Source organism: Streptomyces sp. VRA16 Mangrove soil (assembly GCF_017377775.1).
Classification (GTDB): Bacteria; Actinomycetota; Actinomycetes; order Streptomycetales; family Streptomycetaceae; genus Streptomyces.
Window position 1 is genome coordinate 624,009 of sequence record NZ_JAFVLN010000001.1, and the last position, 25,019, is coordinate 649,027.

Genomic DNA, 25,019 nt, shown 5'->3' on the forward strand with positions numbered 1-25,019 from the left:
ACATCCGGCCCGCAGAGGGCCGATATTGCGGCGAAGGGGACATGCGCAGGACGGCACGGCGTCCCGTTCCGGACCGTCGGCCGTCCGGAACGGGGAGGCATGGAGCACGACGGGCGGGACGGGGCACCCTTCGCGCGGCTGCGGGCCGACGAGTTCGGGTACCTGGACGAGACACGACAGATCTATCTGGACCACACCGGCGCCACACCCGCGCCACGCAGCCTGGTGGACGCGCAGGCGGCGCGGCTGCGGGGCGCGGTCTTCGGCAATCCGCACACGGAGAGCCCGGCGTCCGCGGCCTCCACCGCGCTGGTGGAGGCCGCCAGACAGCGGGTCCTGCGTTTCCTGGACGCGGATCCGGCCGAGTACACGGTGATCTTCACGGCCAACGCCTCGCAGGCCGTGAAGCTGGTGGGGGAGGCGTACCCGTTCCACGGCCGGCGGGGGCCCGCGCTGTTGCTCACCCAGGACAACCACAACTCCGTCAACGGCGTACGGGAGTTCGCGCGCTCGGCGGGCGCGCGCGTGCGCCTCGTCCCGTTCAGCGGCGAGGAGTTACGGGTGGACGGGGCAGCGGTGCGGGCCGCGCTCGCGGCGCGGCGGCAGGGCGGCCTGTTCTGCTTCCCGGCGCAGAGCAACTTCAGCGGCGTACGGCATCCGCTGGAGTGGGTGGACCAGGCACGGCGGGCGGGCTGGCACACCCTCCTGGACGCGGCCGCGTATCTGCCGACCGGAACGCTGTCGCTGCGCAGGACGCCCGCCGACTTCGCCGTCGTGAGCTGGTACAAGGTGTTCGGCTATCCGTCCGGCGTCGGCAGTCTGGTCGCGCGGCGCGAGGCGCTGGCCGCGCTGGGCCGGCCCTGGTTCGCGGGCGGCACGATCCAGGTGGTCAGCGCGCAGGCGCGCTGGCACCGGATGGCGCAGGCACCCGCCGCGTTCGAGGACGGCACCCCGGACTTCCACGCCGTGCCGCAGATCGCCACGGGCCTCGACTGGTACGACGCGATCGGCGCCGACCGGATCGCCGACCACGTCACCGCCCTCACCGGACAGTTGCTGCGCGGGCTCCGCGCCCTGCGCCACCGCGACGGACGGCCACTGATCCGCGTCTACGGCCCGCGCGGCACCGAGAACCGTGGCGGCACCGTCGCCCTGAACGTCCTCGACCGGAGCGGCCGGATCGTCGACGAACGGATCGTCGCCCGTGAATGCTCGGCCGCCGGGATCTCGGTGCGGACCGGCTGCTTCTGCAATCCGGGCGCGGGCGAGGAGGCGTTCGCCATCGCGCCGCGGCTGCTGCGCCGTACGGGCAGCGGCCGGGACCGCGCCGCGACCATCGATGGCTACATCCGGCGCCTCGGGCTGCCGTCCGGCGGCGCGGTGCGCGTGTCCCCGGGCGTGGCCAACGTCCGTTCCGACATCGACCGCTTTCTGGAGTTCCTGACCGCGACCTTCGCCGCCGGCACTCCGGTCGGCAGCGCCGGGCTCGGTCCGCGACTCACGTGCTGAGCCGGTGATGTGCCGTCGGGCAGCGGTGGCGCAGGACCAGCCAGGCGATCACCAGCAACCCGACGGCGCAGCCGCCGAGCACCGCCCAGCCGAACCAGGCCGGGCGCCCGAAACTGTCCGCGTACGAGGCGAGCAGCGCCCGGCCCTCGGCGCCGCCGTGCCGCCACAGCGTCTCCAGCCCGGCCCCGGATCCCAGCGCCTCGAACGCCCATCGGTTGGTCATCGCCACACTGATCCAGCGCCCCCCGTCCGCCATCCGCGGCACGGGGACGAACGCCCCCGAGAACAGCACCTGGGGGAAGCAGAGCAGCGGCAGCACGAGCGCCGCCTGGCTGGGCTCGGACACCAGGGCCGAACAGCACAGTCCCAGGGCGAGCGCCGCGAACGACGCCAGTGCCGTCGTCACGAACAGCGACAGATGCACGGACACCGCGGCCGCGGGCAGCCGGTCCAGGGCGCGCAGCACCACGAGCAGCAGCGCGTCGGCGAGCAGCAGCACGGGACCGAGGACGGTGAGCTTGGCCAGCAGATACGGACCGAGCCGCAGTACGGTCCTGCGCTCGCGGCGCAGCACCGCCAACTCCCCGCAGATCTGCGGCAGTCCGTACGCGAGCCCGAAGAAGAACGCCCCGAACGCGATCCAGAACAGCACCATCGCCGACGCCGCCGGTGACGGATGATCGGGGTCGAAGACGCCCGGCCGGAACAGCAGCGCGAACATGGCGATGATGATGAGCGGCGAGCCGATGGTGATGGCGGCGGTGAGCCGGTCGTGCCGGAGCAGCCGCAGATCACGCCCGGTCAGCACGGCCCACTGGCGCAGCCTCCCGGTGGCGGGGGAGAAGGCCGAACGCTCCAACTCACTTGAAATATGTTTCTGTTGAGGGTCGGGCTCGGTCTCCACCTCGTACAGCGCCTCCAGGGTGCCGTCCGGCGAGGCGGCCAGCAGCTCGGCCGGGGTGCCGGACGTGCCGGGGCGGCCGTTCGGCGCGATGAACAGCACTCGGTCGCAGCGGTGCAGATCCGCGGGCGTGTGCGTGGTGAACAGGACCGTCACCCCGGTCGCGGCGAGCCGTTTCAGATACTCCGTCAACTGGGCCCCGGCCAAGGGGTCGAGCCCCGACGTCGGCTCGTCCAGGAACAGCAGCCGCGGACGCGAGAGCAGCTCGATCGCGATACTGGCCCGCTTCCGCTGCCCACCGCTCAGCGTCCGCACCGGCTGACCGGCCACGCCGATCAGCCCCAACTCCTCAAGAACCAGAGGCACGTCACCCGGATCCGTGCCGCGCAGCCGTGCCGCGTACTCCAGGGCCGTGCGCAACGGCAGCGCACGGTGCACGATGTCGTCCTGCGGCACGAACCCGTAGCGCAGCGCACCCGGCGGCGCCTGCACCACGACCCGGCCGGAGTCCGGCATCCGCAGCCCGGCGAGGACTTCGAGCAGCAGCGTCTTGCCCGCCCCGCTGCCACCCGCGATCCCCAGCAACTGACCAGGGCCGACCGCCGGCACGGTGATCCCGGTCAGCACGGGCGCGCCGGCCAGGCGCAGCGTGACCCCGCTCGCCGACAGCTCCACGCCGGTGCAATCCCCGGCCATCGCCATGTGTCCTCCCCCTCCTCGCGGCCCCCCTGGACCTGCCCGCCGGACGACCTGGCTACGCGCCCGGCTGTACGGGAGGCCGTGCCGCGGCGCGTTTCTTCGTGGGTTCCGCCCATACGAGGGAGCGGCCGTCCTTGGAGAGACTGCCTGCCGGAGATCACCGACCCGAAGCGGCAGTACGAGGAACGGGAGACACCGCAGTGAACGCACGGCAGCAGTACGACGAGATCGGCGAGGCGTTCGAGGGCTTCAAGGCCCTGCCGTTGGCCCGCTACGCGGAAGTGCCCAGCTTCCTGGGCCTGGTGGGCGACGTCCGGGGCAGATCGGTCCTCGATCTGGCGTCCGGTACCGGTTTCTACAGCAGGGAGTTCAAGCGGCGCGGCGCAAGGGACGTGCTCGGCGTCGACATCTCCGGCGAAATGGTCGCCGTCGCGCGGAAGGTGGAGGAGAGCGACCCGCTGGGCGTCCGCTACGAGGTCGGCGACGTCGCCGAACTGGCCGACACGGGTGCCCGGTTCGACATCGCCACGGCCGTCCAGCTGTTGAACTACGCCGAGGACATCGCCACCATGGTGCGGATGTGCCGCACCGTGCATCGCGGGCTCAAGCCCGGAGGCGAGCTGTTCCTCCTCAACGAGTCGCCCGACTTCCGCAACGACAGGGCGCCGCTCGACAAGTACGGGTTCCGCAACGAACTGACCGGCGAACAGGCCGAGGTGGGGCCGCGCGTACGGATCACGGCGCTGCTCGCACCACGGCCGATCTCGTTCGTCACCCAGCGCCCGCACCGCGAGGTCTACGAGAAGTGCCTGCGGGCCGCCGGATTCACCGACCTGACCTGGGTGCCGCTGGAGGTCTCCGAAGCCGGTCTGCGCGCCTTCGGTACGGACTTCTGGGCGGACCTCCTCGCCAACCCGCCGCTGGAGATGCTGCGGTGCCGCGCCTGAGCCCCGACCGGTCCTAGGGGCGGTCGGGGCTCAGGCCGCCCAGGACGTACGTCTGGATCGCGGTGGCGGCGGCGCCGCGCGCCCAGTCGGTGAAGTCGGTCCGCTGCACGACGACGTCGAGCGGGCTCGCGTGCGGACTGCGGCCCTCGCGCAGGGCCGTGTCGAACGCCGTACGGCCCACGTCGGCCAGGCGGATGCCGTCGCCGCTGAGGACGACGCGGTCGGTCATCGTGATGTTGCCGACCGCGGCCGTCAGCCGGCCCAGGGCCGCCGCAGCGTCCCCGACCGCGCGAGCGGCGACGGGATCGCCCGACGCGGCGAGGTCGAGGCAGGTGTCGTAGCCGACGTCGCGGCCGAGCCCGAGCGAGACCCGGTGCCGGATCGCCGGGATCGTCAACATCGCCTCCGCGCACCCCTGATGCCCCTCCGGGCACAGCGGGCCCAGCGGATCCAGCGGATGGTGGCCGAGAACGCCGACGGAGGCGTCCGGGCCCGAGCGGATCCGGCCGCTCACCACCAGGCCGTAGCCGATGCCCTCCCCGACGGTCAGCAGCGCGAAGTCGTCGTACCCCTTGCCCGCGCCGAACCACTGCTCGGCGCGGGTGAGCGACAGCAGGTCGTTGTCGACGACCACGGGACAGCCGAGCGCCGCCTCGCACGCGGCGCCCAACGCGACGTCCCGCCAGCCGAGGAAGCGGGCGCCGACCACCGTGGAGTGGTCCACGACCTGCCCGCCCAGACTCACGCCCGCGGCGGTCGGCCCCGCGCGCCCTGCGCCCAGCTCCCGCGCCAGTTCGGCGACGACGGCCACCACGGTCCGCGGATCGCGGTCCGGCAGCGCGCGTCTCCCCCGCGCGAGCACCTCCGCGCGCAGCGACGTGAGCACCCCGTGGGCCGTGTCGGCGGTCAGCTTCACACCGAGGAAGTGGTGCGCGGCCGGGCGGATGTCCAGCGGCCGGTTGGGACGGCCCGTCACCGGGTCGTGCTCGACCGGCATCTCCACCAACAGGCCGTCCGCGACCAAGGGTTTGGTCAGCCGGGTCAGACTGCCCGCGGACAGCCGCAGCCGCCGCGCCAGTTCACTGCGCGGCAGCGGTCCGTCGAGGAGCACCGCGAGCGCCACGTCCTGCGCGGAACCGGGGAGAGGGGACCAGGTCACGCGCCGAGCCTAGCCTTTCGCCTCGGAACTCACCATGTGCCGAAGCGTGCTGAATCACCGGGAGAGGGCGCCGGGAGGGTGGGTATTGACGCGAGGAAAGTGTTGGGGAAAAACTCATGGGGTCCGGGGTCACCCGGTCGACTTGCCTGCTCCTACGTCCTTCTGCTCCTACGCCCTTCGGAGTCCGCCGTGCCCCTGTCCGACCCGGTCCATCTGCGCGCCGCCGGCGTCAGCCTCGTACTGGCCGCGGCGGAGGGCGCGCTGCCGTCCGTCGTCCACTGGGGCGCCGACCTGGGCGACACCGGCCCGGCGGAGCTCTCGGACCTGTGCCGCGCGGTCGAATCGGCCCCCGTACCGAACGACTTCGACCGGACGGTCATCCCGTCCCTCGCCCGTGAGCACGCCGCGGGCTGGCGCGGCCGCCCCGGCCTGACCGGGCACCGCGACGGCACCGCCTGGTCGCCCTGGTTCCGGCTCACCGCGCTCGACGTCGACGACCGAGGGGCCGGACGCGGCGGCACGATCCTGGCCACCGGCGAGGACACGGCGGCCGGACTCGCCCTGCGGCTCGAACTGGAGCTGACGGCGGAGGGACTGCTGCGCCAGCGCGCCACACTCACTGCCACTGCCACTGCCACTGCCACTGCCACTGCTACTGCCACCGCCGAACAGCCGGGTGACGGGGCCCCGTTCGTGATCGACGCGCTCACCGCGACCGTGCCCGTGCCGCCCGTGGCGACCGAACTCCTCGACCTGGCCGGGCGCTGGGGCCGCGAACGGGCCCCGCAGCGCCTGCCGTTCGTGGTCGGCGCGCACAGCCGCGAGAACCGCCGCGGGCGCACCGGCCCCGACGCCCCACTGATCCTCGCCGCGGGCACGCCCGGCTTCGGCTTCCGGCACGGTGAGGTCTGGGCGCTGCACGTCGCGTGGAGCGGCAACCACCGCGCGTACGCCGAACGTCTGTCGACCGGCGCCGCGGTCCTCGGCGGCGGCGAACTGCTGCTGCCGGGCGAGGTGCGGCTCGCGCCGGGGGAGACGTACACGACGCCCTGGGTGTACGCGGCGTACAGCGACGAGGGCCTCGACGCGATCGCCGCCCGCTTCCACACCCACCTGCGCGGGCGCCGGCCGCAACTGCCGCCCCGACCCGTCGTGCTGAACACCTGGGAAGCCGTCTACTTCGACCAGGACCTCGACCGGCTCACCGAACTGGCCCGGCTCGGCGCCGAGGCCGGCGTGGAGCGGTTCGTGCTCGACGACGGCTGGTTCAGGCACCGCAGGCATGACCGCGCGGGCCTCGGCGACTGGTACGTCGACGAGCACGTCTGGCCCAAGGGGCTCGGCCCGCTGATCTCCACCGTCCACGACCTCGGCATGGAGTTCGGGCTCTGGGTCGAGCCGGAGATGGTCAACCCCGACTCCGACCTGGCCCGCGCCCACCCCGACTGGCTGCTCGCCACCGGAGGGCGGCAGCCGCTCCCCTCGCGCCACCAGCAGGTGCTCGACCTCACGCGGCCCGGCGCGTACGCGTACATCCTGGACCGGCTCGACGCCCTCCTCACCGAGTACGACATCGCGTACCTGAAGTGGGACCACAACCGCGACCTGCTCGACGCGGGGCACGGGCCGCACGGCACGCCGTCCGTGCACGCGCAGACCCACGCGGTCTACCGCCTCCTCGACGAACTGCGCTCCCGGCACCCGCGGGTGGAGATCGAGTCCTGCTCCTCCGGCGGTCTCCGCGTCGACCTGGGCATCCTCGAACGCACGGACCGGGTCTGGGCCAGCGACTGCATCGACCCGCTGGAACGGCAGCAGATCCAGCGCTGGACCGCCCAGTTGCTGCCGCCCGAACTGGTCGGCGCACACGTCGGTGCGCCCCGGTCGCACACCACGGGCCGTACCCACGACCTGTCCTTCCGGGCCGGAACCGCCCTGTTCGGGTCGTTCGGCATCGAGTGGAACCTCACCACCGCCACCCCTGACGAGCGCGCCGAGCTCGCCCGCTGGGTCGCCCTGTACAAGGAGCTGCGGCCCCTGCTGCACGGCGGCACCACCGTCCGCGACGACGCGTACGATCCCGCGCTCGCCGTCCACGGTGTCGTCGCGCCCGACCGCCGCGACGCCCTGTACGCCCTGGTCCAGCTGGACGCGCCACTGACGTCGGTGCCCGGGACGGTCCGGCTGCCCGGCCTGGACCCGGACGTGACGTACCGGGTGAGTGTGCAGGCGCCCGGCGACGCCCCGGCTCTGCGGGGGCAGCCGACCCCGTGGACCACCGACGGACTCGTCCTCGGCGGCGCCACCCTGGCCCGGGTGGGCGTGCGCGCGCCGGCGCTCAACCCCGAGCAGCTGCTCCTGGTCCGGGCGCAGGCCCTCTGATCCGCGTACGGGTCAGAGGCTGCGGGCGGTGATGTCGCCGTAGGAGGTCGTCGCGTGCACGGCCAGGCCCGCGCCCTCGCCCTCGGCGTTGTGCAGTGCGTTGTGGACCCGGCCGTAGGACGTGCCGGCGTCGAGGGTCGCGCAGACCCCGTGGGCCGCGCCGACGTGGATGTCGCCGTGCTCGGTGCGCAGGGTCAGGGTCCCGCGCACGGCCTCGGTCACCGTGAGGTCACCCTTGCGCGTGCTGATCTCGCTGTCGCCGTCGAGGCGGCCGATCCGTACGTCGCCGCCCTGCAGTCCGATGCGGACGCCCGCGGCCTCGTCGAGCTTGACCTCGCTCTGGGCACTCTCGAAGACGACGTCGCCGAGCCGTCCCACGCCCCGCAGATCCGTGGCGGCCGCCTTCGCCTCGACCCGGGAGCCGACGGGCAGTCGGACGGTCACCTCCACGGCGCCGGAAGGGCCGATGAGGGCGTGCCGGGGTGCTGCCGTCGCGATGCGCAGGACGCCGTCGCGGAACTCGACCGTGGCCTGCTCGGCGGCCTTCGCGTCGCGGCTCTTGGCGGGGTGGGCGGGAAGCACCTCGACGACGGCGTCGGTGCGGTGGGCGGCGATCAGCTGGATGCGCCCCGCGGGAATGTCGAGAACAGCGGTGATCGGGGCCGGGGCGTCGAACTTCTGCATCGTCCACTCCTTGAGTCCTTGTTTCCGTTGATGGAAACGCTACGTTGCGTTCATTGATGCTGCAACGGTGAGATTGCAGATGAATGACCTAGGTGCAGGTAGTGCGCGTGATTTCGTTGCAGTGAATTCAAGAGGAATGCAACGATCCGGCTATTAGTCATTGCATTGACCTGTGCGTGAACGCTACGGCCGGAAAGAACCGCCAGGTGCCAGGCATAGATTGCCGACGCCCGGCGCGTCCTGTGGGGCGTCAAGAAACGGGAGGGCCCATGGACCCGCAGGACCACGAGAGATTCCGGGAGTTCGTCGACTCCCGGTGGGGCGCCCTGCTCCGCGTGGCCAACTTGCTCACCGGCGGTGACCGGCACAAGGCCGAGGACCTCGTGCAGACCGCGCTGATGAAGGTGCTGGACCGCTGGCGGCAGGTGGAGGACCCCGAGCGTTACGTGCGCAGGGTGATGTACCGCCACCAGGTCAGCCGCTGGCGACTGCGCAGACCGCACCGCGAACCGACCTTCGCCGCGCCACCGGAGGGCCTCGGGATCGCCGACGGCACCGGCGCCGCCGATCTGCGGATCGCCGTGGCGCAGGCGCTCGCCCGGCTCACGCCGCGCCAGCGCACCGTCCTCGTCCTGCGCTACTTCGAGGACCTGTCCGAGACGGAGGTGGCGAGCACCCTCGGCTGCTCGGTCGGCACCGTCCGCAGCACCACCCATCGGTCCCTGGCCCGGCTGCGCCGGGTCGCCCCGGAACTGGGCGACCCCGCGCAGCCGGCCGCCACCGTCACGAGCAGCAGCAGCCCGAGGGGGGCCCACACATGAACTCCGACCAGCTGGACCGCACGATCCGGGACGTCCTGCACGACTGGACCCCCGACAGCCCGGCCGCTCCCGCGGGCATCGCCGACCGCATCGTGCGGCGCAGGCGACGCAGGAACGTCGTCAGGGCGGCGGGCACGGCGCTCGGCGTAGCGGGCATCACCGTCGGCGCGGTCTTCGTCACCGGGGGAGACGGGCACAAGGGGACGCAGCCGCCCACGACCCGGATGAGCACCGAGAGCAGGCTCCTGTGGCGGACCACCCTGCCCAGCGCTTCCTGGGACGCGTGCACCCTCGGCTCCGGCGCCGTCTACTGCCGCGGGGCCGAGTACGACGCGATCGGCGTCGACGCCCGTACCGGCACGGTCGACTGGAAGCGCGCCGCCGCGGATCCGCACAGCGGGAGCACCCCGTCCGGATCCCTGGCCGGGGTTCGCGACGGGGTCCTGTACACGTACGCCGATCACGACCCCGGGGCGAGCAGGGCGAGAACGGATCTCGTCGCCATCGACCTCGCGAGCCGCCAGACGCTCTGGAAGCACGTCATGGCCGACGACAGCCGCGACGCCGAAGCCGCCGTGCGGTTCAACGGCTGGATCCTCGCCAACACCCCCTCCTTCAAGAGCGTCGCCGCGCTCGACGACAGGACGGGGCGGACGCTGTGGACGTACAAGTGGAAGCAGGCCGACTGCACCCCGGCCTCCCTCGGCGGCGCCCCCTACCTGGTCTGCTCACCGGACTCGGACAAGTCGCCGCGACCCAGCTCCGTGATCCGCCTCGACCCGAAGACCGGCGCGGCCCGGACCGTGGCCACGGTCAAGGGCATGACCACGTTCCTGGGGACGGACGGCGACAGCGTGCTGCTGGGCGGTCTGGCCGGTGGCCAGAGGTTCTTCAGCGACCCCGGACCCGCCACCTTCACGCGCGTGGACACCGGCAGCGGCAAGGTCACACGACACCGCGTCGACGGGATCCCGTTCGGGAAGGTGGCCGACGGCAAGCTGCTGGCCGGTGGTGACGGCACCGCCGTCGCGTACTCGGCCGAGGACGGCCGCCGGCTGTGGTCCCGCGACCTCGGGCTGACCCTGCGCAAGGAGAAGCGCGACGCCCGGATGAGGGAACTGCCCTCCGCTGCCGCCGTGGACCTCGACCGCAGGGTGGCCTACTACCTCGACCCGTCAGGACACCTGGTGGGCCTCGACCTGGACAACGGCACGGTGCGCTGGCGCGGCCGGGTCCCGCTGCCCGTGGGGCCCGCCCGAGGAGGCATCGCCCCCGAGTTGATGCTCTCCGGCCACACGCTCATCGGCCAGACCGGCGGCGCGCTCTTCCGGATCGAGCCCCGACTGCACTGAGCGGGAGGGGCCTTTGGGGCGCCGGGGCGCCGCGCGATCCTCCGGGATCTCCGCGGCGCCCTCGCTCCGTTCCGGGGGTTCCGCCCGCGCCGAACCAGGTGCGTAATGCACTTATGAATGAGCGGGGCATGGACTCCGAAGCGGGTTCCGCCGAATCGTTGATGACGGCCGTCGAGCAGACGGTGCGCCACGTACGCCGTGGCACCACGGCCGGTGGGCTGAGCCACGCGGCCTCGTCCGCACTCGACCGGCTGGGCCGGGGCGGCCCGCTGCGGCTGAGCGAGCTGGCCCGCTCGGAGAACGTCTCGCAGCCCAACATGACCCAGCTGGTGGGCCGGTTGGAGCGGGCCGGACTGGTCCGGCGCGACGCCGACCCCGAGGACGGCCGCGGCGTGCTGGTCGCCGTGACCGACCTGGGCGTCGAGGTCTACGAGGCGCGCAGGGCCGAACGGGCCGAGGCGCTGGGCCGGCTCGTCGCGGCGCTCTCCGAGGAGGAACAGCACGCGGTCAGGATCGCGCTGCCCGCACTGGCGCGCGCCTGCGCTTCATCGGCGGCGGCATCGCCCCGTACGTCGCGGGCAAGCTCGCCGACGCGGCGGGACTGAGCCTTCCCTTTTCCGTGGGCGCCGCGAGCTTCGTCCTGGCGATCCCCGTCCTCGCCACCGGCCACAAGATGCTGGCCGGGGCCGAGGCGCACCTCGGCGAAGCCGGGCCGGTCACCGCGCGGCTCACGGCGGTCGGTGACCCCGCGCCCGCGGGCACGGCCCCGGTCGTGGTCGCGGTGGGCTCCCACGGCAGGGCGCAGGCCATCGTGGAAGCGGCGGCCCGGCTCGCGTCCGCGACCGGGAGCCCCCTGGAGATCGTGCACGTACAGCAGACCGCCGTCGTGGAGGAACAGGCCACCGAAACCGAGACGACCGACCAGGCGCGCGCGGCCGTCACCGCACACCTGGAACGGGCCGCCGCGCACGGGCTGACGGTGTCCGGCCAGATCCTCTCCAGCGTCGGCGACCACGCGGCGGCCGGCCGAGCCCTGGCCCACCACGCCGACGAGGTCGGCGCGAGGGCGGTCGCCGTGGGCCGCTCCCCGCGCGGCGCCCTCGCGCAGTTCGCCGACGGCAGCTTCACCAGCGCCCTCACGCACGAGGCGTCCTGCGACGTCGTCCTCGTGGAAACCGAAGGCGAGCCGCGCCGACTGACCCGGAACGCATTGAAGGAATTGCGCGGAAGCGCCGTCTGACCCGCGCTAAGGAAGATGCACCGCCAAATGGAAGCCACGGTCCTGGAAAGGAAGCCCACCGCTCCCAAATGTGAGCACGACGACCGCGTTCGGCGCATTCTCCGCAGGGCTCACGACGATCTCGCCAGGGGGCATGAAGGCTACCGTGTTCGCCGATCCCAATGTGGCGACATAAGCGCCTTGGGAAACGTCGTGATGGAAGAAGACGATGTACTGACCTGGGCCGAAGCGGGACACGGACATGACGCCGACGCCGCGTACGAGGACCGCGTCCCAGACGGCGGTGAGCGTGGTGGTCCTGGGCGCGGTGGACGCCGAAACATTCGGCGCGACCTGAGGCGAAATGGTCACCTTACTCACCTTTCTCGGAGGCTCTTCAGAGCAGAGTTCACCTGAATTTCGAACCGGTCAACGATGTGATTGAGCCTTCCTCGGCGAGGGGACGGATCGCCGCGAGGTGATTCTTTTTCGTGCGCGGCCATACCTGTCACGACCTGTCACGGACTTGCGGCCCCACGCAGGGGGCGCCCCCGGTCCGGTGGCGGCGGAGGGTGCGGCGGGTGGTGACGCCCTCCAGGGCGGCCGGTTCCCCCCGATGGTCCGTTGGCCCGGACCCGGCCGTCGGGCGGCAGCGATTCCTGTGCCATTGGCCCAGGACTTTCGGCCTCTGTTGAACCATCAGCCGCCTCAATGCTGAGATGTGCGAGTCGATGGCGCTGCGGATCCCCCGGGGATCTCCGCGGCGCCTTTCTCATGTCTGCGTGTGGAAGGGCGGGGCAACTTGCTGAAGAGGGCGTTCGTGGCGCCGGATCCGGGGCGGGTACGGCTGCGGTTCGCGAGTCGTGCGGTGCTGGGGATCGGGCTGGCCGTGGTGCTGTGCGGAGCCGTCGGGCATTCGCTGGTGGCGGCGATCACCGGTGGTCTGGCCGCGCTGCTCGCCCTGTTCACGGTGACCGACACGACGGTGCGCGGGCAGGCGGTCACGACCGCGCTGCTGCCCGTCGTCGGCCTGCCGGTGCTCGCGCTCGCGGCCGTGCTGCACGGGGCGCCGCTCGCCCGTGACCTGGCGTTCCTCGCGGTCGTGGGAGCAGGCGTGTACGCGCGCCGGTGGGGGCCGCGCGGGCACTCGCTGGGCGTGTTCGCGTTCATGATGTTCTTCGCCAGCCAGTTCCTGCACACCGTCCCCGGCCAGTTGCCCGAGTTGTACGAGGCCGTGCTCCTGTCGCTCGGCGCCGCCGCGTTCGTGCGGTTCGGGGTGTGGTGCTACGAGCGGCGGCTACCGGGGCCGGTGGCCGTGGCGGCGCCGGCCGGCGGCAAGGGGCTCGCGCGGATCACGACCCGGCAGGCCGTGCAGGCGACGGTGGGCGCGGCGTTCGCGCTCGCCGCCGGGCAGGTGCTGTCCGATCAGCGGTGGTACTGGGCCGTCGGCGCGACCTGGTGGGTGTTCGTCGCGACGACCTCGCGCGGCGAGACCGTGGTGCGCGGCTTCCGCCGGTTCCTGGGCACCGTGCTCGGCATCGTGCTGGGCTTCGCCGTCGCCATGCCGCTGCACCACGATCCGGTCGCCGCCGCGGTCGTCGTCGCCGTCAGCGTCTTCGGCATCTTCTACACGGCCCACGTCTCCTACACCTGGATGATGCTGGCCGTGACCGTGATGGCGAGCATGCTCTACGGGCTGCTCGGCGTGCTCGACCCCGCGCTGCTCGCGCTGCGCGTCACCGAGACGGCGGCCGGCGCCCTGGGCGCGGTCCTCGCCGTGCTGCTGGTGCTGCCCGTGAGCACGCACTCCGTCACCGACGCCTGGGTCGAGCGGGCGCTGCGCTGTGTGCACGCCTGCACCGCGGAGGCCGCCGCCCGGCTCGCCGGCGGGGACGCCGACCCGGCGCCGCGCGTCGCCGAACTGGAGGCCATCCTCGGCCGCGTACGGCTGTCGCTGAACCCGCTGGTGCACCCGCTCAGCCCGATGCGGTCCCGCAAGGCGCGGGCCCGGAAGGTGCTCGCCCTGCTCGACGAGTGCGCGCGCGAGGTGCGCGGGCTCGCCTCCGTCGCCGCCGACCCGGAGGCCTCGCACGACGCCCGGCTCGCCGCCGCGTGCTGGCGCGTGGAGAGCGCGGTCGAGGCGCTCACCGCCCCCGCCCCGTACGCGCGTGCCGTCGTGGCGGCGCCGCAGGAGGCCGAGGCCGAGCAGCCCGTCCTCGCCCACCTGCACGCCCTGGAACGCGCGCTGGTCGAACTCGCCGTACCGCTGCGCGGAGCCCGGCGCGCAAGCCTGGGCGCGTAGAACGGAACGCGCGCCCCTGCGCAGTTCGTCACGCTCCCCGGAGGCCCGTGATCGCCCACCTGCCGGGGCCGACGTGTGGTTGTCTCGCATCGGCGTGGACAGACCGGTCCCGAGTGAGCATGTTCCCGGGGCACATACAGGGTGGATCAGTCCGCCCTCGGGGTACATCCCGCGCCGTTGGACGCCCGGGGCCCGGGCCGCCGAACCGGCCGGGTCCCGCCGCCCGGCCGCGCGGGAGCGAGCCGGGCGCCGCCGCCACCGAGCCGCTGGGAGTGCGCCATGCGAAGCAACCTGCGCAGGACCGGAACACCGCACGAGGCGGAGGGCTGGCTCGCCGCGGTCGACGGCCCGGAGCACGGGCCGTGGCACGACCACGGCCCGGTGCCCGAGCCCGGCGCCCGCAGGCGGCCGGGCGACGGGCCGGCACAGGCCGCGGCCGCGTTCATCCGGCAGCACCACGCCGAGGAACACCTCGGCGATCCGGCCCGGCGCATCGCCGAGGCCGAGGCGGAGATCGCCGCCACCGGCACGTACACGCACACCCCGCAGGAACTCGCGCACGGCGCCCGCGTCGCCTGGCGCAACGCCAACCGCTGCATAGGCCGCCTCTACTGGCGCTCCCTGCGCGTGCGCGACCTGCGCCACCTCACCACCCCCGACGCGATCGCCGCGGCCTGCGCCGACCATCTGCGGGAGGCGGCGCCCGGCGGCCGGATCCGCCCGCTCATCACCGTCTTCGCCCCCGACCGGCCCGGCCGGCCGGGGCCGCGCATCTGGAACGAGCAGCTGATCCGCTACGCGGGACACGCCCGGCGCGACGGACTCGTCGTCGGCGACCCGAGCGCCGTCGGACTCACCGAGTACGCAAGGCGGCTGGGCTGGCAGGGCGGCGCGGGCACCCCCTTCGACGTGCTGCCCCTGGTCGTCCAGGAAGCCCCGCACCTGCGGCCCCGCCTCTTCCGGCTGCCCGAGGACGCGGTTCTCGAAGTCCCCCTGGAGCACCCGGAGTTCCCTTGGTGGGCCGGGCTGGGCCTGCGCTGGCACGCGGTCCCCGCGCTCGCCAACATGTGCCTGGAGATCGGCGGGATCTGCTACGGCGCGGCCCCCTTCAACGGCTGGTACATGGGCACCGAGATAGGGGCCCGCAACCTCGCCGACACCGACCGCTACAACCTGCTGCCCCACCTCGCCCACCGCCTCGGCCTCGACACCAGCAGCGACCGCTCCCTGTGGAAGGACCGGGCCCTCGTCGAGCTCAACCGTTCGGTGCTGCACTCCTTCGACCGCGCGGGCGTCACCATCACCGACCACCACACCGAGTCGGTGCGCTTCCTCACGCACCTGGAACGCGAGGAGTCCCGCGGCCGCACCGTCGGCGCCGACTGGTCGTGGATCGTCCCGCCCCTGTCCGGCTCGACGACCCCGGTCTTCCATCGCACGTACGACGACGTGCAGCACACGCCCGCGTACGTGCACCATCCCGAGGCCCACGCACGGGCGCGCGGCGAGGACGCGTTCCCGGCGCGGCACCGGGCTCCCTGGCGCAATCTGGTCTAGACCCACTGCTACCGTCGGCCGCACGGGCACACGGCCCGCGTCCGAAAGGGGAAGCAGTGAGCGGCAGTCAGGCAGGGCGGGCGTACATCGGCTCTTTCACGGCGGCGGGCGGCCGCGGCATCGTGACGGCGTCGCTCGACGCGCAGGACGGTTCGCTGACCCTCCTCGACGCCACGGACGCCCTCGCCGACCCCTCGTACCTGACCCTCTCGGGCGGACTCCTGTACGCGGTGAGCGAGACCAGGGACGGGGCCGTCGCCGCGTTCCGGACGGACACCGTCCCGCCGCAGCTCGCCGCGCCGCCCGCCCCGGTGGACGGCGCGGGCCCCACCCATCTCGCCGTCTGGGGCGACCGGGTGCTGACCGCGAACTACAACTCCGGCAGCGTCAGTTGCCTCCCGCTGCGGGCCGACGGCACGCCGGACGCGGCCGGCACCGATGTGCTGCGGCACAGCGGCTCGGGCCCGCACCCGCAGCGCCAGCAGACCCCGCACGCCCACCAGGTCCTGCCGGATCCGAGCGGCCGCTGGGCGGTCAGCGTCGACCTCGGCACCGACTCGGTCCGCGTCTGCGCACTGTCGCAGGACGGCCGGCTCACCCTGCACCACGAGACGGCCCTGCGCCCCGGCTCGGGCCCGCGCCACCTCGCCTTCCACCCGTCAGGCGGGTACGCGTACGTCCTCAACGAACTCACGCCGACCCTCACCGTCTGCCGCTGGGACGCCGTCGACGGCACGCTCAAGCCGCTCACCGAGCTCCTGGTCCTGCCCGACGCGGGGCCGCGCGGCGACGCGTACCCGTCCGAGGTCGTCGTCGCCCCCGACGGCCGCTTCCTGTGGACGGCCACCCGCGGCGAGGACATCATCTCCGTCTTCTCTCTGGACGCGACGGGGGAGAGCGCCACGCTCCTCGCGACCGTCTCCTGCGGCGGCGACTGGCCGCGTGATCTGGCCCTCGACCCCTCCGGCCGGTTCCTCTACGCGGCCAACGAACGCTCCGGCGACGTCACCTGGTTCACCGTGGACCAGGAGTCGGGGCTGCCCGTGCGGGGCGGCTCGGTGCGGGTGCCGGCGGCGTCCTGCGTCGTTTTCGATCAGGCCGGTTAGGCGGGTCCCGATGCACCGATCGGGCTCGCCACTCCGACGAGGAAGTGCCCCGCGGCGGGCGCGACCCGGGCCGACCAGCCGAGCGCGGCGAGCTGGTCGGTGAGCGACTGTGCCTCGTGGAAGACCTTCACGATGCGGTACGCGCTGCCGTCCTGGAGGCGGCGCAGAGCCGCGTGCCCGGACTCCCCGGTGAGCAGTTCCTCGTTCGCCGCCTCGGTGGGGCCGTCGTCGACGAAGACCGCCCGGCCGCCCGGGGCGAGCGAGGCCGCGACCGACCGCCAGAACCCGGGGAACCGGGCCGGCGGCACATGGGACAGCCAGAAGCCGAAGAACACCGTGTCGTAGCGGCGCGGCGGCTGCCACTCGAACAGATCGGCCTGCACGAAACGGACGTGGGGTGCGGCGGCACGTGTGCGGGCGATGGCCAGCGTCTCCGCGGAGGCGTCGACGGCCGTCACCGACGCGGCCCGCCGGGCGAGCAGGGCCGTCCACTGCCCGGTCCCGCAGGCGAGCTCCAGAACGTCTCCGGTGAGGGGGAGACGGTCGGCGACGGCGAGAAGTTCTCGCAGGTCCGCGCGGTGCTCGTAGACGTTGTCGTACTCGGACGCACGCGCCCGGTAGTAGGCCATCTGCTCTGCCATGAGTGCCGTGTCGTCGCTGCTCATGGTGGCGACCATAGGGGTGCCGTGCGGCCACCTCAAGGCCGTTCACAGCCGATCGGGCCCGTGCGGCGCGGGCCCGGCCCGAGGCGCGTGCCGTGCGGCGCGGGCCCGGCCCGAGGCGCGTGCTGAACAGCGAACGGGGCCCGGTGGGGAGCCGAAAAGCAGACGGGGCCCGGTGGGGAGCCGAAAAGCAGACAGGGCCCGGTAGCGACCGGGCCCCGCTCACACGTCCGCTCAGCTGCCGGAGGCAACCGGCTGGGGCGTGATCCCCAGCGCCGTCGCGTACTTGGCGAGGGCCAGCTTGCCCATCGCCGGGTACGCGCCCAGCGGCTCCGCCGAGGCGCAGCCCGCGTCCTTGGCGGCCGCTTCCAGGACCGACGGGTCGAGCTCCGGCCCGATCAGATACGGCGCGAGCGCCAGCTGCTGCGAACCCGAGGACCGCAGCTGCTCGGCGATCGCCGTGACCGATCCCTCGGCGTCGAGCGCGGCGGCCATCACCGGCACGGCGAGGCGCGCGGCGAGCAGCATGCCGGTGATCCCGGCGGCCTGCACCGCCTCCTCACCGCCGACCGTCGCGAGGATGATGCCGTCCGCGGCCGTGGCCACGGTGAACAGCCGGGCGCGGTCGGCGCGGGCCAGACCGGCCTCCGACAGGCGCACGTGCAGCGCTTCCGCGAGCAGCGGGTGCGGGCCGAGCACATCGGTCAGCTCGGCGGCGACACGGCTGTCGGCGATGGCCTGGTGGATCTGGCGGACCTGCGCGGCGTCGGGGCCCGCGAGCAGCGGGACGACCACGGCGACGGGGCCCTCGGGCTCCTTGACGCCCTCGACCTCGGCGGCGAGCGCCTGCTCGTAGCGTGCGGTGCGCTCCTTCGCGGCGTGCGCGAGCACGGACGCGAGGGAGGGGAACTCGGCGGAGACCGGGAAGTCGGTGACCTCCCCCTCCACGAAACCGACCCGGGCGTCGAGACCGGGCAGCTCGGAGCGGGCGATGCTCACGACCTCGTCGGCGAGCATGCGCGTCGCGGCGCTGGGCGTGCCCGGCACCGCGAGAACGAGGGACGGGGCGCCCTCGGGGGCGGCCACGGGTTCCGGGCGGCGGTGCCGTCCGGGCTGGCGGGGTCGCGGCATTCGTACAGGCAGGCCGGAAGCAGGCCCTTGGGGGGAGCTCATGGCGCCGCATGCTACTGGCTCGACGGGCTCCGATGTTCGGCCAGGGGGCAGCTGAGCGGTATCCGTCCTTGATTGTCCGTTCAGTTACGGATGGGAGGTTGCGGCCGGTTCAAGTGCCCTGGTCCGCAAGGGTCCGCGTCAACTCCCCGCTTCGATGGCTGTGCCGTGCATCTGCCGCTGGGTCACCGAGAGGAGCCGTCCGTCACGCGGCAGTCGCAGTCCGTCCGCGGCGAGGGCCCCGGCGATCACCAGGGAACCGTGCAACGGGTCGCCCTCGGCGGTCACGACGGTGGCGTGCGGCAGCTGCTCGGCGAGCTCCGCCTGCAGCGGGCCGAGCAGCGGCTCACCCAGGTGGAACAGGCCGCCGGTCAGGGCGACTTCGCCGCCGCCGGCCGGGCAGACCGCGGCCGCCGCGTCGGCGATGTGCCGCGCGGCCTCGCGCAGCACGCCCGCCGCCACCGGATCGCCCTGCGTCGCGCACAGGGCCACATCGGGCGCGAACGAGGCGAGCGCCGCCGGACGGTCCGTGCGCGGGTAGATCCGGCCCGGCAGTTCACCGGCGGGCCCGAACCGCTTCTCGGCGAGCGCCAGCAGCGGCGAACTCCCGCCGCGCCGCCCGTCGAACGCCCGCATCGCCGCGTCGAGCCCGGCCCGCCCGATCCAGGCGCCGCCACCGCAGTCGCCCAGCAGATGACCCCAGCCGTCGGCACGCCGCCACCGGTCGAGTCCCGTGCCGAGCGCGATCATGCCGGTGCCCGCGGCGACCACCGCGCCGGCACGCTGGCCGAGCGCTCCCGCGTACGCGGTGACCGCGTCCCCGGCCAACGCCAGCCGCTCCACGCCCAGTTCACGCCGGAACGCGTCGGGCAGCTCGGCCCGCAGGGCGTCACCGAGGGTGGCCATCCCGGCGGCTCCGACGACGGCCGCGGCGATCCGCGCACCCGCCGTCTCGTGTTCCTCCAGCAACGTCAGGGCCATGGGCAGCAGTTGCTCCATCATGTGCCCGGCGTCGATGCCGGAGCCCGACGTGCGCACCGGTGTCCGGGACGTGGCGACCGAGCGCCGCGCCGGAGCGTCCACGGGCGCCAGGGCGACCCGCAGCCCGGAGCCGCCGGAGTCCACACCCAGGACCAGAGGGGGGCCGGACCGCTCGGCGTCGGTCACGGCAGCTGCCAGTCGATCGGCTGCGCGCCCTGGCGCACCAGCAGGTCATTGGCCCGGCTGAAGGGGCGCGAGCCGAAGAACCCGCGGTCGGCCGACATGGGGGAGGGGTGCGGGGACTCGATCGCCGGGTACTCGCTCAGCATCGGCCGCAGATTACGGGCGTCGCGGCCCCACAGGATCGACACCAGCGGGCGGCCGCGCGCGGCGAGCGCCCGGATCGCCTGCTCGGTGACCTGCTCCCACCCCTTGTCGCGGTGCGCGCCGGGCTTCCTCGGGGCCGTCGTCAGCGCCCTGTTGAGCAGCAGGACACCCTGCCGGGTCCACGGCGTCAGGTCCCCGTTCGACGGCTGCGGCAGCCCGAGGTCCGTGTTCAGCTCGCGGTAGATGTTGATGAGGCTGCCCGGCAGCGGACGCACGTCGGGCGCCACCGAGAAGGACAGACCCACGGCGTGACCCGGCGTCGGGTACGGGTCCTGACCGACGATCAGCACCCTCACCTCGTCGAAGGGTTGCTGGAACGCCCGCAGGACGTTCGCGCCCGACGGGACGTAGGTCCGCCCCGCGGCGATCTCCGCGCGCAGGAAGTCCCCCATCGCGGCGATCTGTCCGGACACGGGTTCCAGGGCCTTGGCCCAACCCGCTTCGACGATTTCATGGAGAGGTCGTGGTGCCACGGCGTCACCCTAACGCCGCACGCGCGCGGGGCTTCAACCGGCGGTCGGCCGAGCGGCATCGGCCGACCGCCGCGGCGCCCGCGCTCAGCCCACGACGGCCGCGCGTACGCACAGCACGTCCGGCAGATGGGAGGCCACCTGACGCCAGCTGTCGCCGTCGTCGGACGAGGCGTACACCTCCCCGTTGCGATTCCCGAAGTACACGCCCGCCGGGTCCGCGTCGTCCGTGCACAAGGCGTCGCGCAGCACCGTGCCGTAGTGGTCGCCCTCCGGCAGCCCGCGGGTCAGCGGCTCCCAGCTCTTGCCCGCGTCCTGGGTGCGGAAGACCCGGCAGCGGTGGTCGGCGGGGACCCGGTCGGCGTCCGCGGTGATCGGGAAGTTGTAGGCCGTGTCCCCGCGGTGCGGATGCGTCGCCATGGCGAACCCGAACGTCGACGGAAGGCCGGACCCGATGTCGGTCCAGTGGCCCCCCGCGTCGTCGCTGCGGTACACGCCCCAGTGGTTCTGCAGATACAGCCGGTCCGGGTCGACCGCGTCCCGCGCCACCTTGTGCACGCACTGCCCGAACTCCGGGTTCGGATCGGGCAGGAACACCGCGGACACCCCCTGGTTCGCCGGATCCCAGCTCGCGCCGCCGTCCGTCGAACGGAACACGCCGGCCGTGGACACCGCGACCGTCAGCGCCCGCGGATCACGGGCGTCCGTCAGCACCGTGTGCAGCCCCTCGCCGCCTCCGCCCGGCACCCACCGCGAACGCGTCGGATGCTCCCACAGCGGACGGCACAGCTCGAACGACCGGCCCCGGTCCTCCGACCGGTACAGCGCCGCGGGCTCCGTGCCCGCGTACACCACGTCCGGCTCCGCCGCGGCCGGGTGCAGCTGCCACACCCGCTCCAGCGAAGTCCCCGTGTCCTTGGGGAACTTGACGGCCGGAGCGGAGGGTTCGGTCCATGTGCGGCCCAGATCGTCGGAGTGGAAGACGGACGGCCCCCAGTGCGCGCTGTCACCGCCCGCGAGCAGCCTCGGTGTGGAACCTCGTGTGTCGATGGCGACGGAGTACACCGCCTGTGCGTTGAAGTACGGGCTCTCGTCGAACGTCCAGGCCCCCGCGGACGCCCCTGTCGCCCCGCTCCTGCGTCCCAGGAACAGCCCCTTGCGCGTGCCCACAGCGAGCAGCACTTCAGTCATGCCGAACACCTCCGAAACGTCGTTGTCTCCAGGTATCCGTCAGTCTGCACCCCACCACTGACAATGGCCGTCGCACACGGCATCCGCGCAGGTCACACGGTCTGTCAGTCGGCCGCCGCACTCGGTCGGTGCGGGCCGTGTCCGGGTGTCACTCGCGCAGCACGAAGACCCGTAGCCCCTCCGGTTCGAGGTCGTACCAGTGGCCGCGCCCCCAGCCGCCGATGAGCGCCCCGGCGTCACGCTCCGTGATCCCGATGCCGCGGCGCTCCGGCGGCAGTCGCGAGGCCAGCGGTGTCGTCACCACCCACGCGCCGCCCGGCGCGAGCAGCCGCCGTACCCGCGCCGCGACGGCCGCCTTGCGCCGCAAGAACGCGTAGACGAGCCGCATCGTCACCAAGTCATAGGAGTGGCTGCGCAGTTGAGCGACCGACCGGGCGTCGTCGAAGTCCACCCGGCGCGCCTCGATCGGGAGGCCGAGACCCTCGTAGCGGTCCCGCACCGCCGCGACGGACGCCGCGGCCCAGTCGACCGCCGTCGTCGCGTATCCGAGTGCGGCGAGTGCGGCCGCGTACCCGCCGAGACCGCACCCGATGTCGAGCGCCCGCTGTCCGGGCCGGGGCCGCACCCGCGCCCGCAGCAGCGCCGTCTCGTGCCGGTCCGGCCGCCGGAACCCTTCGCCCCGCCCGAAGTGCTCCTCCCAGTGCGCCACGGGCACGGGCGCGGAGCGGCCGGTCACGCGGCGGCGCCGGGCCGCCGCAGTTCCCACTGCAGCATCACCGGCACCCCGGCCCCCGCCACCTCCGCCGCCTCGGGCGCGAGCCTTGCGAGCGACCACGGCCAGAGCTCCCAGGGGCCGGGCCCGGACGCGCGCGGCTCATCCGACTCCGCCGGCCGCATCCCGGGCTCCGCGCAGCCGCGCACCTCCAGGCCCGCCGCCAGCGCGGCCCGCACATAGTCGCCGACGCGGTGCCGGTACGTGGTGAGCCGGGCCGGGCTGCCGTCCGCCCTGCGCAGCGGCGGGATCACACCACGGGCCACCTGCTCGGGATGCAGATCGGTGATCAGGACGCGGCCGCCGGGGCGCAGTACACGCCCGAACTCGGCCAGCACCGGACCGAGTCGGGCACATGGGTGAGGGCCAGGGAGCACGTGACGAGGTCGATGCCCGCCGTACGCACCGGCAGCGCCGGCAGCGCCCCGCGCACGAAAGTGCCGCCCGGCACCCGGCGGCGTGCCAGGGCCAGCATGGCGGGGGAGGTGTCGACGCCGATCACCCGGTGGCCGAGGCCCGCGGCGACCGCGGTCAGCCGGCCGGAACCGCACGCCGCGTCCAGGACCACGGAGCCCGCGGGCAGCGTGGCCGCGGCCCGGGTCAGGGGCTGCGCGTCGTAGTCGAAGGCGGGGTTGTCGGCGCCGTCGTACGTGCGCGACCAGATGCCGTATCCCTCGACCGTGTCGACCCACTCCGTCTCGACGGCGGCGTCGGCGAGGGACGGGTCGTCGAGCAGGGCACGGATCCCGGCGATCCGGGCCGCCACGAACGCCTTGTCGAGATCTTCGCCACCGGGTCCGAGTCCCGTGAACGCCCGGATCAGGGCGATGCCTTCGAGACCGAGTGCGTACGCGAGCGGGTCCTCGTGCGTCATGGGGCGACGCTAGCCAGGCCGTACGAGGACCCGCCACCGCATTAACCGGCGGAGCGCCGTGCGGGGGGCGCGCTCACGGGGCGGCGAGCCAGAGGTCGGGGCCGAAGACCTCGTAGTGGATGTCGGCGGCCGCCACGCCCTTGTCGAGCAACTGCCCGCGCACGGCGCGCATGAAGGGCAGCGGACCGCACAGGTACGCGCGCGTGCCGGGCGCGACGGAGACGTCGGTGAGATCGACCAGTCCCGTGTTGCGGGCAGAGCCCGGCTCCTCGTACCAGAAGTGCGCCGAGGCGTCGGCGAGCTTCTCGGTCAGGGTCTCGTGGTCGGCGCGCAGAGCGTGCGAGGCGGGGGAGCGGTCGCCGTGCACCACCGTGACCGGGCCCGTGTGACCGTCGGCCGCGAGCTGCTCCAGCATGGCGAGCACCGGCGTGCAGCCGATGCCGGCCGAGGCGAGAAGCAGCGGGGTCTCGACGGCGTCCAGCACCAGGTCGCCGTACGGGGCCGAGACGCGCAGCCGGTCGCCCTCGCGGACCTGTGCGTGCAGGTGGCGCGAGACCTCGCCGTCGGGGGCCGCGCCGGTGCCGTGCACGCGCTTGACGGCGATGGAACGGGTCGTCGCGGACGGCGCTCCGGTGAGGCTGTACTGACGGATCTGCCGTGCCCCGTCCGGGAGTTCTACCTGGACGGAGACGTACTGCCCGGCCTTGAAGGCGGGCGCGGGCCTGCCGTCCGCGGGCCGCAGGACGAAGGTCGCGACGTCCTCGGTCGCGTCGGATCGGGCCTCGACCTCCCACTCCCGCCAGACGTCCGCGTCGACGACGTCCTGCTCCGCGTACAGACGCTGCTCGATCGCGATCAGGGCGTTCGCCATCAGCCAGTAGACCTCGTCCCAGGCGGTGGCCACCTCGGGCGTCACCGCGTCGCCGAGCACCTCGACGATCGCGGCGAACAGGTGCTCGTGCACGACCGGGTACTGGTCGGCGCGCACCCCGAGCGAGGCGTGCTTGTGGGCGATGCGGTGCAGCATCACGTCGGGCCGCTCGTCGGGGTGGTCCACCAGGTACGTGGCGAAGGCCGCGATGGAACCGGCGAGGGCCTGGCGCTGGCTGCCCGCGGCCTGGTTGCCCCGGTTGAACAGGTCGCGGAGCAGCTGCGGGTGGGCGGCGAACAGACGCTCGTAGAAGCGGCCGGTTATCTCCTCGATGGCGGCGCCGACGGCGGGCAGCGTGGCGCGGACGACGGTGGCGGACTGGTCCGTGAGCATCAGCGGAACTCCTTAAGTTGCATTTAAGAGTCGTATTTAACGGTGCGAGGGAGCCCGCCCGTGCGGGCGGTCGGTGGGGTCAGCCGCTCTCGCGGGTGGGGGAGAGGGCGACGAGCAGCGGGCCGGTCGGCGCCTCGACGAGATCGGTCAGGGTGAGCGGGTCGAGGGCGGCGAAGAACGCCTCCTGCGCCTGGCGCAGCGCACCGCGCAGCCGGCAGGCCGCCCGCAGCGGGCACGGGGTCGAGCCCTCGCACTCCACGACGTCGCCGGGGCCCTCCAGCTCCCTGACCAGGGTGCCGACGGAGGCCCTGCGGCCGGCTGTGGTGAGGGCGAGTCCGCCGCCCCGGCCGCGGCGCGCCTCGATCAGACCCATGTGCTGCAGCTTGGCGACGACCTTCGCGGTGTGGGTGTACGGCACCTCCATGGTCGCCGCCACCTCGCGCGTGGTGGGCAGGCCGCCCTCCTCGACGGCGAGGCGCATGAGCACCCGCAGGGCCAGGTCCGTGAATCGCGTCAGCCGCATGGCCGCAGTCTATATATCTTGCATGTGAGGTGTGCATTTGGGGTGGGGGTCGTGCACGCGTCCGTTACGGATGGGTCTGCTGAAGCC

23 protein-coding genes and 1 pseudogene are annotated in these 25,019 nt (G+C 73.4%); 10 read left to right on the forward strand and 14 right to left on the reverse strand.

The features are described 5' to 3' along the window. The first annotated feature begins 99 nt into the window (after positions 1-99). Positions 100-1,509 (forward strand): aminotransferase class V-fold PLP-dependent enzyme, encoded by a 1,410-nt coding sequence (locus J3486_RS02615; protein ID WP_207818260.1) that lies wholly within the window; start codon positions 100-102, stop codon positions 1,507-1,509. On the opposite strand, the gene J3486_RS02620 is transcribed toward J3486_RS02615, so the two are convergent. Then, positions 1,499-3,112, reverse strand: a complete 1,614-nt coding sequence (locus J3486_RS02620) for an ABC transporter permease (protein WP_229377350.1) — start codon at positions 3,110-3,112, stop codon at positions 1,499-1,501. The genes J3486_RS02615 and J3486_RS02620 overlap by 11 nt on opposite strands. 197 nt (positions 3,113-3,309) lie before the next feature. On the opposite strand from J3486_RS02620, the gene J3486_RS02625 reads away from it, so the two are divergent. Continuing rightward, positions 3,310-4,056 (forward strand): class I SAM-dependent methyltransferase, encoded by a 747-nt coding sequence (locus J3486_RS02625; protein WP_207818261.1) that lies wholly within the window; start codon positions 3,310-3,312, stop codon positions 4,054-4,056. A 13-nt stretch (positions 4,057-4,069) separates the two neighbouring features. Here J3486_RS02625 and J3486_RS02630 read toward each other — a convergent pair whose 3' ends face one another. After that, a complete protein-coding gene (locus J3486_RS02630; RefSeq protein WP_207818262.1) occupies positions 4,070-5,215 on the reverse strand; it encodes an ROK family transcriptional regulator in 1,146 nt (381 codons plus the stop codon). Positions 5,216-5,404: 189 nt separating this feature from the next. Between J3486_RS02630 and J3486_RS02635 the strand changes: the two genes are divergently transcribed. After that, the gene (locus J3486_RS02635; protein ID WP_307804661.1) at positions 5,405-7,597 is read left to right on the forward strand and encodes an alpha-galactosidase; all 2,193 of its coding nucleotides are present in this window, start codon (positions 5,405-5,407) and stop codon (positions 7,595-7,597) included. A gap of 12 nt (positions 7,598-7,609) precedes the next feature. Here J3486_RS02635 and J3486_RS02640 read toward each other — a convergent pair whose 3' ends face one another. Further along, positions 7,610-8,281 (reverse strand): DUF4097 family beta strand repeat-containing protein, encoded by a 672-nt coding sequence (locus J3486_RS02640; protein ID WP_207818263.1) that lies wholly within the window; start codon positions 8,279-8,281, stop codon positions 7,610-7,612. 269 nt (positions 8,282-8,550) lie between these two features. Here J3486_RS02640 and J3486_RS02645 point away from each other — a divergent pair, with 269 nt between their 5' ends. The 4 genes and pseudogenes from J3486_RS02645 to J3486_RS02660 form a co-directional block, all read left to right on the forward strand. Further along, positions 8,551-9,102: a SigE family RNA polymerase sigma factor gene (locus tag J3486_RS02645; protein ID WP_207818264.1), complete on the forward strand. Its 552-nt coding sequence runs from the start codon at positions 8,551-8,553 to the stop codon at positions 9,100-9,102. After that, positions 9,099-10,454, forward strand: a complete 1,356-nt coding sequence (locus J3486_RS02650; protein WP_207818265.1) for a PQQ-binding-like beta-propeller repeat protein — start codon at positions 9,099-9,101, stop codon at positions 10,452-10,454. The genes J3486_RS02645 and J3486_RS02650 overlap by 4 nt, the downstream gene beginning before the upstream one ends. A gap of 128 nt (positions 10,455-10,582) precedes the next feature. Then, positions 10,583-11,059: a MarR family winged helix-turn-helix transcriptional regulator gene (locus J3486_RS02655; RefSeq protein ID WP_229377352.1), complete on the forward strand. Its 477-nt coding sequence runs from the start codon at positions 10,583-10,585 to the stop codon at positions 11,057-11,059. Continuing rightward, positions 10,993-11,694 (forward strand): annotated as a pseudogene (locus J3486_RS02660) (universal stress protein); the annotation flags it as partial. The gene J3486_RS02655 and the pseudogene J3486_RS02660, both read left to right, overlap by 67 nt. A 6-nt stretch (positions 11,695-11,700) precedes the next feature. Here J3486_RS02660 and J3486_RS02665 read toward each other — a convergent pair. Continuing rightward, the gene (locus J3486_RS02665) at positions 11,701-12,045 is read right to left on the reverse strand and encodes a hypothetical protein (RefSeq protein ID WP_207818266.1); all 345 of its coding nucleotides are present in this window, start codon (positions 12,043-12,045) and stop codon (positions 11,701-11,703) included. Positions 12,046-12,475: 430 nt separating this feature from the next. On the opposite strand from J3486_RS02665, the gene J3486_RS02670 reads away from it, so the two are divergent. The 3 genes from J3486_RS02670 to J3486_RS02680 all read left to right on the forward strand — a co-directional run bounded on the left by J3486_RS02670 (position 12,476) and on the right by J3486_RS02680 (position 16,638). Next, on the forward strand, positions 12,476-13,975 hold the full coding sequence (locus J3486_RS02670) for an FUSC family protein (protein WP_207818267.1): 1,500 nt from the start codon (positions 12,476-12,478) through the stop codon (positions 13,973-13,975). A 279-nt stretch (positions 13,976-14,254) separates the two neighbouring features. Further along, positions 14,255-15,532, forward strand: a complete 1,278-nt coding sequence (locus tag J3486_RS02675) for a nitric oxide synthase oxygenase (RefSeq protein ID WP_207818268.1) — start codon at positions 14,255-14,257, stop codon at positions 15,530-15,532. 56 nt (positions 15,533-15,588) lie between these two features. Continuing rightward, positions 15,589-16,638 carry a lactonase family protein gene (locus J3486_RS02680; protein WP_207818269.1) on the forward strand — a complete coding sequence of 350 codons (1,050 nt, stop codon included), beginning with the start codon at positions 15,589-15,591 and terminating at the stop codon, positions 16,636-16,638. Here the strand turns inward: J3486_RS02680 and J3486_RS02685 are convergent. From J3486_RS02685 to J3486_RS02725, 10 genes are all read right to left on the reverse strand, one after another. Further along, positions 16,635-17,303, reverse strand: coding sequence for a bifunctional 2-polyprenyl-6-hydroxyphenol methylase/3-demethylubiquinol 3-O-methyltransferase UbiG (locus tag J3486_RS02685; protein WP_207818270.1), 669 nt, complete (start codon positions 17,301-17,303; stop codon positions 16,635-16,637). The two genes, J3486_RS02680 and J3486_RS02685, sit on opposite strands and share 4 nt — an antisense overlap. Before the next feature lie 231 nt (positions 17,304-17,534). After that, positions 17,535-18,473 (reverse strand): sirohydrochlorin chelatase, encoded by a 939-nt coding sequence (locus J3486_RS02690; protein WP_207818271.1) that lies wholly within the window; start codon positions 18,471-18,473, stop codon positions 17,535-17,537. Between the two features lie 138 nt (positions 18,474-18,611). Continuing rightward, on the reverse strand, positions 18,612-19,637 hold the full coding sequence (locus J3486_RS02695) for an N-acetylglucosamine kinase (protein WP_207818272.1): 1,026 nt from the start codon (positions 19,635-19,637) through the stop codon (positions 18,612-18,614). Beyond that, entirely contained in the window at positions 19,634-20,311 is a 678-nt protein-coding gene (locus tag J3486_RS02700) for a uracil-DNA glycosylase (RefSeq protein WP_207818273.1), read from the reverse strand. The genes J3486_RS02695 and J3486_RS02700 overlap by 4 nt, the downstream gene beginning before the upstream one ends. A gap of 84 nt (positions 20,312-20,395) precedes the next feature. After that, positions 20,396-21,499 (reverse strand): sialidase family protein, encoded by a 1,104-nt coding sequence (locus J3486_RS02705; RefSeq protein WP_207818274.1) that lies wholly within the window; start codon positions 21,497-21,499, stop codon positions 20,396-20,398. 148 nt (positions 21,500-21,647) lie between these two features. Further along, positions 21,648-22,235, reverse strand: coding sequence for a class I SAM-dependent methyltransferase (locus tag J3486_RS02710; protein WP_307804662.1), 588 nt, complete (start codon positions 22,233-22,235; stop codon positions 21,648-21,650). Then, the gene (locus J3486_RS43825) at positions 22,232-22,609 is read right to left on the reverse strand and encodes a hypothetical protein (RefSeq protein ID WP_229377353.1); all 378 of its coding nucleotides are present in this window, start codon (positions 22,607-22,609) and stop codon (positions 22,232-22,234) included. Before J3486_RS43825 ends, J3486_RS02710 begins: the two co-directional genes overlap by 4 nt. Further along, complete coding sequence (locus tag J3486_RS43830; RefSeq protein WP_229377354.1) at positions 22,561-23,145, reverse strand: class I SAM-dependent methyltransferase; 585 nt, start codon at positions 23,143-23,145, stop codon at positions 22,561-22,563. The genes J3486_RS43825 and J3486_RS43830 overlap by 49 nt, the downstream gene beginning before the upstream one ends. A gap of 73 nt (positions 23,146-23,218) precedes the next feature. Then, complete coding sequence (locus J3486_RS02720; RefSeq protein WP_207818275.1) at positions 23,219-24,409, reverse strand: globin domain-containing protein; 1,191 nt, start codon at positions 24,407-24,409, stop codon at positions 23,219-23,221. Positions 24,410-24,488: 79 nt separating this feature from the next. After that, on the reverse strand, positions 24,489-24,932 hold the full coding sequence (locus tag J3486_RS02725; protein WP_207818276.1) for an Rrf2 family transcriptional regulator: 444 nt from the start codon (positions 24,930-24,932) through the stop codon (positions 24,489-24,491). Between the last annotated feature and the right edge of the window lie 87 nt (positions 24,933-25,019).